The organism is Burkholderia sp. Tr-20355, from assembly GCF_017104685.1.
GTDB classification, from domain to species: Bacteria; Pseudomonadota; Gammaproteobacteria; order Burkholderiales; family Burkholderiaceae; genus Burkholderia; species Burkholderia seminalis.
The window spans coordinates 1-11,296 of sequence record NZ_JAAGPK010000221.1 but is presented as its reverse complement, the minus strand read 5'-3'; the positions used below and the strand labels follow the sequence as shown (position 1 = coordinate 11,296).

Below are 11,296 nucleotides of genomic sequence, written 5' to 3'. Positions count from 1 at the left end.
ACGGCGACCGTGGCGGCTGCCGGTGGCGCGGCCACGATCACGGCGGCCGGCGGGGGCGGCGCGACAGGCACCGGTACCGGCGCCGTCCCGCCTGCCACGACGACCGTACCGCCTGCCGCCGTGCCGCCGTGGATCACCGTCGTGCCGCCGGTCGACACCGTGCCGCCGTGGACGATCGTCGAGCCGCCCGACGTCGTTACGACACCCGGCGCCACGCGCGTCGCGCTGCCGGAATGGGTGACGCTCCCGCCGTCGTTGCCGGTCACGGTGCCCGAGCGCGAGCAGGTCGAACCCGCGCAGTTCGTCGATGCGGCGTGGCTGGCCGCGTTGCCGCCCGAACCCGTGATCGTGCCGCTCGACGTGTACTGCCCCGGGCCGTTGCGCGTCATGCTGCCGGACGTCGATGCGCTGCGGCCGTCCGAACCCGTCAGCGAACCGGTGTGCGAGCAGGTGCCGTCTGCGCAGCTTGTGTCGCCGCCGTGCTCGACCGAGCGCCCGTTCGGGCCGACGGCCGTGCCGCTGTTCGAGAACTGGCCGGGCGCGGTGCGCGTGACGGTGCCCGTATTGGTGGCGAGGCCGCCGCCGGGGCCGATCACGCCGCCGGCATGCGAGCAGCTGCCGCCGCCGCACGAGCCGGCATGCGCGCCGCTGTAGGTGCCGCGCGGCGTGTAGGCGGTGCTGTGGCCGGACCAGCCGGCGAAGGCCGGCGCGCTGGCGAGTGTGACGAGGGCGGCGGCGGTGACGAGGAAGCGGTTTTTCATCGGGTGTCCTTGCGGTTCGTTGCGGTGCACGCGGTGGCGTGGCGACGGGACGAACTTTAGGATGGCGACGTGCATCCGTCGCGTCATGAAAGATGTCGCGGTGTTACACGCGGCGCGGTGTTTTTCGGTACGACGAATGCGTGCGCCGGCCGCGTCGATCGCGGGCGTGCCGCGCCAGGCAACGGATCACGGCGATGCAGTCACGAGCGGGGAGGTTTGACGGCAGGGGGCGGCACATCCAGTTCACGGCGCGCAAACGTGTCGCGGTGACATGCGGCGACATATTTGCCGACCGGTTCATGCATGCACCGCGCCGATCCACATATGTCGTCCAGTCGCTGCCGATTCCATCGAACACCTGTTGCACACGCCGCCGGCCGGCTCAACCGCGACATACCGCGACATATTTCTCGCCGGACACGCACGCGTTCGCCTTCCGCCGGCCCGATCTCCAGTCCACACGCGTCCGCGACCGCTGCCGGCCGCGCGAACCCACTTCATCGCGACATACGGCGACATATATCCTGCGTGGCCTTTCCGTTCCTTGCCCCCTACAGTGCGTTCCATTCGACGCGACAGCGGCATGTGCTGCCCATGACGCGTCCGACTCAACCGAAGGAAAGGCCCATCATGCTCACCACCACCGGAAAGCTCGCGTACATCGTCACGCTCTTCATCGTTGCCGTCTCGCTCGTCGAGGCGGCCGTGCTCACCTGGCGCCGCAGCCGCCAGCCCGAACCGTTCGACTGGAACGAGGTGTGGCTGTCGCTTGCCGATCTCGCGGGCCGCAAGCTGCTCGCGCTCGTGCCGCTGTCGCTCGCCACGCCCGTGTTCGATCTGGCATGGGCGCACCGGCTCTTCACGATCCCGCTCCACAGCGTCGCGCTCGCGCTGCTCGTGTTCGTCGGCCAGGAATTCTGCTACTACTGGTATCACCGCGCGTCGCACCGCGTGCGCTTCTTCTGGTCGACGCATGCGGTGCATCATTCGCCGAACCAGTTGACGCTGTCGTCCGCGTTCCGCCTCGGCTGGACCGGCAAGATCGCCGGCGCCGCGATGTTCTTCACGCCGCTCGTGTGGCTCGGCGTGCGTCCCGAAGCGGTGCTCGCGATCCTGTCGTTCAACCTGATGTACCAGTTCTGGCTGCACAACACGTGGATGCCGAAGCTCGGCTGGCTTGAATACGTGTTCAACACGCCGTCCGCGCATCGCGTGCACCATGCGTCGAACCTCGATTACCTCGATGCGAACTACGGCGGCGTGCTGATCGTGTTCGACCGGCTGTTCGGCACCTATGTCGCCGAGCGCGACGACGAACCGTGCCGCTACGGCCTCGTCACGCCGACGCGTTCGCGCAATCCGTTCGTCGTCGAGCTCGAGCACTGGGCGAGCCTGGCACGCGACGTCGCGACGGCCCGCGACGTGTGGACCGCGCTCCGTTTCGTGGTGCTGCCGCCGGGCTGGCGGCCGGGCAACCAGGGCGAAACGACGGAGGAGCTGCGCCGCCGCAGCCTCGTCGCCGTGCGCACGGATGCGTGAACGGCGCTACGCTGTCGGATCTTCGTCAATCACCCTCGATCCAGGAGAACGCATCGATGGAACACGACCTGAAAGGCAAGGCAGTCGCGATCACCGGCGGATTCGGCCATCTGGGCGTCGCGACAGCCGCATGGCTCGGCGCGCGCGGCGCACGCGTCGCGCTGATCGGCCGCGGCGCGGCCCCCGGTGCACCGGCGCTGCCCGGCGTGCCGGCCGATGCATTGCGCATCGGCGGCATCGATCTCGTCGATCCACAGGCGGCCGCGCGGGCACTCGAGTCGGTCAACCGCGAATTCGGCCGGGTCGACGCGCTGCTGAACATCGCGGGGGCATTCGTGTGGCAGCCGATCGCCGACGGCGATGCCGCCACGTGGGACCGCATGTACGAACTGAACGTGAAGACGGCGCTGAACGCATCGAAAGCCGCGCTGCCGTACCTGCTGGCGAGCCCGGCCGGCCGTGTCGTCAACATCGGCGCGGGCGCGGCCTTCAAGGCGGGCGCGGGCATGGGTCCGTATGCGGCCGCGAAGGCCGGCGTCGCGCGCCTCACCGAGGCGCTGGCGGCCGAGCTGCTCGACCGCGGCGTGACGGTGAACGCCCTCCTGCCGAGCATCATCGATACGCCGCCGAACCGCGCGGACATGCCCGACGCGGATTTCACGCGCTGGGTGCGGCCGGAACAGATCGCGGCGACGATCGGGTTCCTGCTGTCGGCCGACGCGCAGGCGATCACCGGCGCATCGATTCCGGTGAGCGGCCGCGTGGCGTAGCGCACCGGCCGGGAAGGGGCTCGCGCGGCCGGTCGTGCGTACAATGTCGCACCGGATTGCGCGACCCAGACCCGAGACCATGAATCAGCCCAATATCCTGATCGTCGAAGACGAAACGGCGATCGCGGACACGATCGTCTACGCCCTCGGCACCGACGGCATGCAGACCGTCCACTGCACGCTCGGACAGGCGGCGCTCGACCATCTGCGCGACACGCGCTTCGATCTCGTGGTGCTCGACGTCGGCCTGCCGGACCTCAGCGGCTTCGAAGTGTGCCGGCGGCTGCGCACGTTTACCGACATTCCGGTGATTTTCCTGACCGCGCGGCACGACGAGATCGACCGGATCGTCGGGCTCGAGATCGGCGCCGACGATTACGTGATCAAGCCGTTCTCGCCGCGCGAGCTGGCGGCGCGGGTACGTGTGATCCTGCGCCGCTTCCATCGGACGGCCGCGCCGGAACCGGCGCCCGGGCCCGCGGCGGCGCCGGCGGAACCGACCGCGCCGGGTTTCACGCTCGACACCGACGGCGCGCGCGTATCGTGGCTCGGCCACGCGCTGGACCTCACGCGTTATGAATTCGGCCTGCTGGCGCTGCTGGTCCGGCATCCAGGGCGCATCTACTCGCGGGAACAGCTGATGGACCTCGTGTGGCACGAGGCATTCGATTCCGCCGATCGCACGGTCGACACGCACATCAAGACACTGCGCGCCAAGCTGCGCGCGATCGATCCCGGGCGCGACCCGATCCGCACGCATCGCGGCATGGGTTATTCGCTGCAACCGTAACGACCGGCACCGCCCATGCATATCGGCCTGCGCATCTTCTTCGGTTTTTTCCTGATCGTCGGTCTCGCCGCGCTGATCACGCTGCGCGTGTTCGTGCAGGAGGTGAAGCCCGGCGTGCGCGAGGCGATGGAGGACACGCTCGTCGATACCGCGCAGGTACTCGCGGCGCTGGCCGCCGACGACCTGGCGAACGGGCACATCGCCGACGGCGCGTTCGCGCGTCAGCTCGGCAAGCTGCACGAGCGTCCGGTCAGCGCGAACGTGTGGGGCATCCAGAAGAACGCGATCGGCTACCGCCTCTACGTTACCGACGCGCACGGCATCGTGCGCTACGACTCGTCCGGCAGCGCGGTCGGCCAGGACTATTCGCGCTGGAACGACGTGTACCGGACGCTGCGCGGCGAATACGGCGCGCGCAGCACGCGCAGCGATCCGAACGACGACGGCAGCACCGTGATGCACGTCGCGGCGCCGATCCGGCGCGGGAACGAGATCATCGGCGTGCTGACGATCGCGAAGCCGAACCAGACGGTCGCGCCGTTCATCGCGCGCAGCCAGCGCAAGATCATGCTGTACGGCGCGTTGCTGATGGGCGGCGCGATCCTGATCGGCGTGGCGTGCACGTGGTGGCTGGTGCTCGGGCTGCGGCGCCTGCAGCGCTATGCGCGCGCGATCGCGGCCGGCGAGCGCGCGGCGATGCCGCTGCAGGGCGCGAACGAGCTGGCCGAGCTGGGGCGCGCGGTGGAAAGCATGCATCGGCGGCTGGAGGACCGGCAGTACGTCGAAACCTACATCCACACACTCACGCACGAGATGAAAAGCCCGCTGGCCGCGATCAGCGGCGCGGCCGAACTGCTGCAGGAAGACATGCCGGTCGCGAACCGCCGGCGCTTCACCGAGAACATCCGCCGCCAAGCCGGCCGCCTCGAACAGATGATCCGCAAGCTGCTCGCGCTGGCCGAGGTCGAGCAGCAGCAGCGCCTGTCGGTGCGCGAACCGGTTGCGCTGCGGTCGGTGCTCGACCAGCTCGTCGACGATATCGAGCCGCGCGCGCGGCAGCGCGGCGTGAGCTTGCGGATCGACGCGAACGAGGCGGCCGATCCGGCGGTCGTCGAAGGCGATCCGTTCCTGCTGCGGCAGGCGCTCGGCAACCTGCTCGACAATGCACTGGATTTCGCGCCACGGGGCAGCACGATCCGGATCGCGCTCGAACGGCGGGCGGCGGGCAGGGCGCACGTCGCGGTCGTGAGCGTCGACGACGACGGCCCCGGCGTGCCCGACTACGCGCTGTCGCGCGTGTTCGAGCGCTTCTATTCGCTGCCGCGCCCCGACGGGCAGGATCGCAGCACGGGCCTCGGGCTGTGTTTCGTCCGCGAGGTCGCGATGCTGCACCGCGGCCAGGTTGCGCTCGCGAACCGCGACGAAGGCGGCGCGTGCGCGACGCTCACGCTGCCGTCGGCCGGCTGAACGCACTTCACGTTCGCCACACATTCGCTTCACACCGGCTTCAATCGCCCTTCACCGGGGCCGCTCATGCTGACCGCATCTTCCACTACGGTGTCGGTCGGCAATGAATCGAGTCCTGTTGTTCAAATCCATGATCACCGCGTTGCTCGCGCTGGCGATCCTGATCCCGCTGCAGATGGTCCAGAGCATCGTGCGGGAACGCGCCGAGTATCGCGAGAGCGCCTTGCAGAGCATCTGGGCGAGCTATGCGGGCCCGCAGACGGTGACGGGGCCGGTGCTCGTCGTGCGTTACACGGAAGTCACGCGCGTGCGCGACAGCGCGCCGCCGCGCGGCGCGCCGAAGACGAGCCTCCGAAGCGAGACGAAACGCATGCTCGTGTTTCCGAAGACGCTGAACGTCGACGGTGCGCTCGACATCAAGGTCCGTTATCGCGGCATCCACAAGGCGCTCGTGTACGACCTGGCGAGCCGGATGACGGGCACGCTCGCGCTGCCGGACCTGAAGAAGCTGCCGCAGGCGGACGGCCACGTGAGCTTCGCGATCGACGACGCGTATGTCGCGCTCGGCATCGGGGACATTCGCGGGCTGAAGGCGCAGCCCGACCTGCGCATCGGCGGCGAGCGGCTCGAGATCGAGCAGGGCACGCGGCTGGAGAGCCTGCACCAAGGCGTGCATGCGAGCGTCGATCTCGCGGCGCTCGCGAAAGCGGGGGCGGTCGTGCCGTTCAGCATCGACCTGCCGCTGGTCGGCGCGGAATCGGTCGCGTTCGCGCCGGTGGCCGACCAGAACGATTTCTCGCTGAAGTCGAAGTGGCCGCATCCGAGCTTCGGCGGCGCATTCCTGCCGGGCGAGCGCACGATCGATGCAAACGGCTTCACCAGCAACTGGCACGTGACATCGTTCAACACGAAGGCGCGCGAGCAGGTCGCGTCGGGCAACGGCAACGGCGAGGGCGCGATCGAGATGGCGTCGGTGTCGGTGATCGAGCCCGTGAACGTCTATCTGCAGGCCGAGCGCGCGACGAAGTACGGTGCGCTGTTCGTGTTGCTCACATTCGCGAGCTTCTTCATGTACGAGCTCGTGAAGCGGTTGCGCATTCACCCGATCCAGTACACGCTGGTCGGCTTGTCGCTCGCGCTGTTCTTCCTGCTGCTGTTGAGCCTGTCCGAGCACATCGCGTTCGGCTATGCGTATCTCGCGGCGAGCAGCGCATGCATCGGGCTGCTCGGCTTCTACCTGTCGTTCGTGCTGCACAGCGCGAAGCGCGGCGCGCTGTTCGCGGTGCTGCTCGCGATGCTGTACGCGGCGCTCTACGGGCTGCTGTTGTCGGAAGACAATGCGCTGATGCTCGGTTCGCTGCTGCTGTTCGCGATCCTCGCCGGCATCATGACGCTCACGCGCCGCGTCGACTGGTATTCGCTCGGTGCCGCGTGGCAGCCGCTGGCCGACAAGCCGGGGGCCGCGAAGACCGGCGGGTCGGCGAAATAAGCGGGCGGGTGGCGAGCAGGCGCGCGCCGGGCGGGAATGCCGCGCCGGCGCGCGATCCCACGTGGGCCGATGCCCGTCACACGGCCGTCTCCGGGCGACGAAACCGCGCCGCCGGAATCTCGGCGATGGCCGCGATCTCGATCAGCAGGTCGGGATGGTAGAGACGCTCGACCTGGACGGTCGTCGTCACCGGATAAGGTGCGGCGAAGTACGTGTTGCGGATGTCGCCGGCCTGCATGAATGCCTCGATGTCGGTGGCGTAATGGACGAGCGAGATCACGTCGCGCATCTGCCCGCCCAGCGCGGCCAGCACATCGCGGACGTTGTCGAGTGTCCGGCGAATCTGGGCGCGCATGTCGCCGGCACCGACTACCTGCCCGTCGCGGTCGAGCGCGACTTGCCCTTTCAGATGCACGATCCGGCCGTCACCCTGGATCACGGCCATCGAGAACGCGCCGAACGGCGCCCAGACTTCCGGTGGATTCACGGCTTCGGCCATCGCGCGGCTCCTGTTGGGGGAAATGGGGCGAACGCAGCGGAGTGCCGCGGTCGGCAGTCGCGCCGTGACGGATGCGTTGATCGTCGATCCGCCAGGCTTGCCGAAAGCGGCGGCGGCCCGGATCGCCCTATACTGACCGTTCCACATCACCGGAACACGCCGTGCCGAATCAAGCTTCAGAGGATCCGTCCGTCGACGATCCCCGTCCGACCCCGCCCATCCAGCCCGAACTGGAAGACTGCTGCAACAGCGGCTGCTCGCCGTGCGTCTTCGACCTGTATGACGAGGCGCTTGCGCAGTATCGCATCGACCTGGCCGAATGGGAGGCGCGACAAGCGCAGCGCAAGCAACCGCATTGAACCGGGGGCGCCGGGGGGGGCCTGTTCCCGGCCCGGTCGGCCTGCGGGCGAGTCCGTCTCGCTCCCGTTCACGCGCCGGCGTGCAGCCGGCGATGCAGCGGCCCGAGCGCCGTCGACAAGGCGATGCACGCCAGCAACACGACCGTCAGCGTGAACATCGACGTCCTGAATCCCTGCACGTAATCGACCGCGGCCGGATGGCTGCCGAGCCGGGCGAAGAACACGCCGCCGATCGTCGCGGCACCGACGGCCGCGCCGATCTGCAGCATCGCGCTGACCATCCCGGACGCGACGCCCGCGCGGGCCGCGTCGACTTCCGCGAGCACGATCCGTACGACCGACGGCAACACGAGCCCTTGTCCGATCCCGATCGCCGCGATGCCGGCATAGAAGCCGGGCCCCGGCGCGCCTTCGCTCGCGAGCTCGGCAGCGGTCGTGACGCCGGCCGCGAGCATCACGAAGCCGAGCGTGAGGACGCGATGGCCGCCGAACCGGCCGACGAGGCGCGGCATCAGCAGCGGACTGGCGAGGAAGCCGAGCCCGAGCGGCAGGATCGCGAACCCGGACGCGAGCGGCGACCAGTTCAGGCAGCCCTGCAGATAGATCCCGTAACTCAGGAAAAACGCGCTCAGCATGTAGAACAGGAACGCGAGCAGGAGCCCGAGCGCGACGACCGGGTTGCGGAACAGGCGCACGTCGAGCAGCGGATCGCGGCCGCCGGCGAGCCGGCGCGATTCGACGGCCAGCAGCGCGCCGAGCATCGGCAGCGCGCCGACGAGGCACGCGACCATCCACAGCGGCCAGCCGGCCTCGCGGCCGTGCGTGAGCGGGTACACGAGCATCAGCAGGAACAGCGACATCAGCACCGTGCCGGGCACGTCGATGCGCTGGCCGCGCGGCGGCCGGTTCTCCGGAATGAAGCGCCAGCTGCCGATCAGCGCAAGGATGCCGATCGTCAGATTGACGAGGAAGATCGCGCGCCAGCCGAGCCCGAACGGATGCAGGCTGATCAACGCGCCGCCGCCGAGCTGGCCGATCACGGCCGCGAGGCCGAACGCGAACCCGTAGAAGCCCATCACGCGCACCTGTTCCTGCGGGCTGAACACGCTGCGGATCGTCGCGAGCACCTGCGGCGCGAGGATCGCGGCGAACAGGCCCTGCAGCACGCGGCCGCCGACGAGCACGGTGCCGTTGCCGGCGAGCCCGCACAGCGTCGACGCGAGCACGAAGCCGGCCATGCCGGTCATGAACATGCGCTTGCGGCCGTACAGGTCGCCGAGGCGGCCGCCCGTGATCTGGACGACCGCGCTCGCGCATGCGTACGCGGACACGACGAGCTGCAGTTCGGCGGGGCGCGCGCCGATGCCGTCGCGGATGGCCGGTAACGCAAGATTCACGATGAAGTAGTCAAGCGGCGGCAGAATGGCGCCGACCAGCAGGACCACGAGCGCCCAGCCGTGATGGCTGCGCGGGGTCGCCGCGGCGGCCGCGCCGGCCGGCGCGCAAGGAGCAAGGGTGGGGTTCGTCATGGCAGCAGGGTCAAAAAAATGAGGGCCGTATGTGCAGGCGACGCACGCAGGCCGTTGACCCCGTATTCTGGCGATCGCCTATGATTCGGAAAAGCGGGAAAGAGTGGTAGCATCCATCGGGTTATTCGATGGATGGAGAGGGCGATGCGCGGTTTCGACCTGGATCAGTTGCGCACTTTCGCGGCGGTCGCGGACGCCGGCAGCCTGTCGGCCGCCGCGCCGCTGCTGCACCTGTCGCAGTCGACGGTCAGCGAGCAGGTGCGCAAGCTCGAATCGCGCGCCGGCGTGCCGTTGTTCGTGCGCAGCAAGCGCGGCGTCGAGCCGACGCCGGCCGGCACGCGGCTGCTGCAGCACGCCCGGCGCATCGTCGCGTTGAACGAGGCCGCGTTCGACGAGCTGCGCGGGCAGGCGATCAAGGGCGAGCTGCGCGTCGCGATCACCGACTACTACCGTACGAATGAAGTGGCGGGGATGCTGGCACGGCTGCGCGAGTGCTATCCGCAGTTGAGCCTGCACGTGAGCGCGATGAAGAGCGTGGACATCGAGGCCGCGCACGCGCGCGGGCAGATCGATCTCGGCGTCGTGATGAACCTGTCGAGCGGGCCGTTCCGGCCGGCGTCGGCCGATGCGCGCTGGGTGTTGCGGCGCGAGCCGCTGTCGTGGGTCGCGTCGCCCGCGCTCGCCGAGCAGTTGCCCGAGCCGCTGCCGCTCGTGCTGCTGCCGGACGACTGCATGATGCATCAGGTCGCCGTGCGCTCGCTCGACGAGCAGCACACGCCGTACGTGCTGGTGCACAGCGCATCGGGGGTCGCGGGGCTGCAGTCGATGCTCGCGGCCGGGCTCGGGGTCGGCTGCCTGTGCGCGTCGGCGATCGGCGACGGCCTGATGCGGCTCGGCACGAAATTCCGCTTGCCGCCGCTGCCCGACGCGGTGTTTTCGCTGACGCCGCCGATGCCGGGCGAACGCGAGACCGTCACCCAGGCGCGCGAAGTGCTGTCGCGCCAGCTGCTGATGTAAAACCTTGCCGCGCGACACGCGGCGGCGCGTATCCGAGAGGCGCGCCAGGGGACCACAGGCATGAACGACGATCTGAAGAACCAGATGGCCGAAAGGCTGCAGGACGCGCTGGAGCGGGTGGTCGACGAGCGCTCGCTGATCCACTTCCTGCGCGTGCTCGGCCATGACTGGCACAAGGAGCGGCAGCTCGAGGCCGACATGCCGCCGTCGCCGTACGCCCGCGCCGCGCTCGGCTGGGAAAACCGCTCGATCGGCGAGTACCTGGAGGCGATGGTCGACTGGGCCGAGGCGTCGGAGGAAGGGCCGCGGTTCTACGACGTGCCCGAGAACCCGTGGCGCCGTCTCGCGGACATCCTGTTCGCCGGAAAAAGCTACGAATAGCGCGGCCCGCGCGATTCACGCCAGCCGCCGTCTACTCGGCGGTTTCGCCATCGACATAAGCACGCAACCCGTTGGCGAGCGCGTCGAACACGGCACGGCAGCGCGGGCTCGTCCGCAGGTCCTCGTGCATCACGACCCAGGTTTCCAGCCGCATCGCGAGTGCGTCCGGCAGCACGCGCACGATCCGGGCGTCGCGTTTCGCGAGCGCCGACTGGCAGAAGCCGATTCCGTAGCCGGCGCGGATCATCGCGAGTTGCGCGAGGTTGCTGTCGGTGCGCAGCGCGAACGCGTCGCGTTTCCATGACGGCATCCCGCGCCCCGCCGAACGGATGAACGGCGTGACCGTATCGAAGCCGATCAGCGCATGATGCGCGAGTGCATCGATCGTCGCGGGTGTCCCGTTGTGCGCGAGGTAGTCGTCGCGGGCATACAGCCCGACCTCGATTTCGCCGATGCGCCGCGCGACGAGCGCCTCCTGCGCGGGCGGCGCCATCCGCACCGCGATGTCGGCCTCGCGCTTCAGCACGTCCTGGATGCGGTCGGTCGGCACCAGTTCGATCACGAGCCCCGGATGCTCGCGCCGCAACCGCGCGAGCATCGGCGGCAGCACCTCGACGGCGATCACGTCGCTGGCCGAGATCCGCACGATGCCGCGCACGCCCGCGCCGTGGCTCGCGGCCGCGCGCTCGAACGCA

Annotated in this window: 12 protein-coding genes; 8 read left to right on the top strand and 4 right to left on the bottom strand. The window is 69.3% G+C overall.

The features are described 5' to 3' along the window. A partial coding sequence (locus tag G3N62_RS31980; RefSeq protein ID WP_206141423.1) for a hypothetical protein occupies positions 1–761 on the bottom strand: 761 nt, incomplete at its 3' end. A 630-nt stretch (positions 762–1,391) separates the two neighbouring features. Between G3N62_RS31980 and G3N62_RS31975 the strand changes: the two genes are divergently transcribed. The 5 genes from G3N62_RS31975 (at position 1,392) to creD (ending at position 6,816) form a co-directional block, all read left to right on the top strand. Next, on the top strand, positions 1,392–2,300 hold the full coding sequence (locus tag G3N62_RS31975) for a sterol desaturase family protein (protein ID WP_034189530.1): 909 nt from the start codon (positions 1,392–1,394) through the stop codon (positions 2,298–2,300). Positions 2,301–2,356: 56 nt separating this feature from the next. Further along, positions 2,357–3,070 carry an SDR family NAD(P)-dependent oxidoreductase gene (locus G3N62_RS31970; protein WP_034189446.1) on the top strand — a complete coding sequence of 238 codons (714 nt, stop codon included), beginning with the start codon at positions 2,357–2,359 and terminating at the stop codon, positions 3,068–3,070. A 79-nt stretch (positions 3,071–3,149) separates the two neighbouring features. Further along, entirely contained in the window at positions 3,150–3,860 is a 711-nt protein-coding gene (gene creB, locus G3N62_RS31965) for a two-component system response regulator CreB (RefSeq protein ID WP_124670307.1), read from the top strand. A gap of 15 nt (positions 3,861–3,875) precedes the next feature. After that, positions 3,876–5,327, top strand: coding sequence for a two-component system sensor histidine kinase CreC (gene creC / locus G3N62_RS31960; protein ID WP_124670308.1), 1,452 nt, complete (start codon positions 3,876–3,878; stop codon positions 5,325–5,327). 103 nt (positions 5,328–5,430) lie between these two features. Further along, positions 5,431–6,816: a cell envelope integrity protein CreD gene (gene creD / locus G3N62_RS31955; protein ID WP_124670309.1), complete on the top strand. Its 1,386-nt coding sequence runs from the start codon at positions 5,431–5,433 to the stop codon at positions 6,814–6,816. Positions 6,817–6,892: 76 nt separating this feature from the next. Here creD and G3N62_RS31950 read toward each other — a convergent pair whose 3' ends face one another. Next, positions 6,893–7,315 (bottom strand): RidA family protein, encoded by a 423-nt coding sequence (locus G3N62_RS31950; RefSeq protein ID WP_049032533.1) that lies wholly within the window; start codon positions 7,313–7,315, stop codon positions 6,893–6,895. A 161-nt stretch (positions 7,316–7,476) separates the two neighbouring features. Here G3N62_RS31950 and G3N62_RS31945 point away from each other — a divergent pair, with 161 nt between their 5' ends. Continuing rightward, positions 7,477–7,674 carry an oxidoreductase-like domain-containing protein gene (locus G3N62_RS31945; RefSeq protein ID WP_034189451.1) on the top strand — a complete coding sequence of 66 codons (198 nt, stop codon included), beginning with the start codon at positions 7,477–7,479 and terminating at the stop codon, positions 7,672–7,674. 68 nt (positions 7,675–7,742) lie between these two features. Here the strand turns inward: G3N62_RS31945 and G3N62_RS31940 are convergent, their stop codons facing one another. Then, the gene (locus tag G3N62_RS31940) at positions 7,743–9,203 is read right to left on the bottom strand and encodes an MFS transporter (protein WP_124670310.1); all 1,461 of its coding nucleotides are present in this window, start codon (positions 9,201–9,203) and stop codon (positions 7,743–7,745) included. Between the two features lie 144 nt (positions 9,204–9,347). Here G3N62_RS31940 and G3N62_RS31935 point away from each other — a divergent pair, with 144 nt between their 5' ends. After that, positions 9,348–10,220 carry a LysR family transcriptional regulator gene (locus G3N62_RS31935; RefSeq protein WP_034189453.1) on the top strand — a complete coding sequence of 291 codons (873 nt, stop codon included), beginning with the start codon at positions 9,348–9,350 and terminating at the stop codon, positions 10,218–10,220. 60 nt (positions 10,221–10,280) lie between these two features. Then, positions 10,281–10,601 carry a hypothetical protein gene (locus G3N62_RS31930; RefSeq protein WP_069706881.1) on the top strand — a complete coding sequence of 107 codons (321 nt, stop codon included), beginning with the start codon at positions 10,281–10,283 and terminating at the stop codon, positions 10,599–10,601. A gap of 31 nt (positions 10,602–10,632) precedes the next feature. Here the strand turns inward: G3N62_RS31930 and G3N62_RS31925 are convergent. Beyond that, on the bottom strand, positions 10,633–11,296 hold a 664-nt coding region (locus tag G3N62_RS31925; protein ID WP_206141422.1), incomplete at its 5' end, for a LysR substrate-binding domain-containing protein.

Excerpts from the sequence above, each read along its gene's own strand:
- G3N62_RS31970 (WP_034189446.1), top strand. The coding sequence starts at position 2,357 with ATGGAACACGACCTGAAAGGCAAGGCAGTCGCGATCACCGGCGGATTC.
- G3N62_RS31935 (WP_034189453.1), top strand. The coding sequence starts at position 9,348 with ATGCGCGGTTTCGACCTGGATCAGTTGCGCACTTTCGCGGCGGTCGCG.
- G3N62_RS31950 (WP_049032533.1), bottom strand. The coding sequence starts at position 7,315 with ATGGCCGAAGCCGTGAATCCACCGGAAGTCTGGGCGCCGTTCGGCGCG.
- G3N62_RS31975 (WP_034189530.1), top strand. The coding sequence starts at position 1,392 with ATGCTCACCACCACCGGAAAGCTCGCGTACATCGTCACGCTCTTCATC.
- G3N62_RS31930 (WP_069706881.1), top strand. The coding sequence starts at position 10,281 with ATGAACGACGATCTGAAGAACCAGATGGCCGAAAGGCTGCAGGACGCG.
- creC (WP_124670308.1), top strand. The coding sequence starts at position 3,876 with ATGCATATCGGCCTGCGCATCTTCTTCGGTTTTTTCCTGATCGTCGGT.
- creD (WP_124670309.1), top strand. The coding sequence starts at position 5,431 with ATGAATCGAGTCCTGTTGTTCAAATCCATGATCACCGCGTTGCTCGCG.
- creB (WP_124670307.1), top strand. The coding sequence starts at position 3,150 with ATGAATCAGCCCAATATCCTGATCGTCGAAGACGAAACGGCGATCGCG.
- G3N62_RS31940 (WP_124670310.1), bottom strand. The coding sequence starts at position 9,203 with ATGACGAACCCCACCCTTGCTCCTTGCGCGCCGGCCGGCGCGGCCGCC.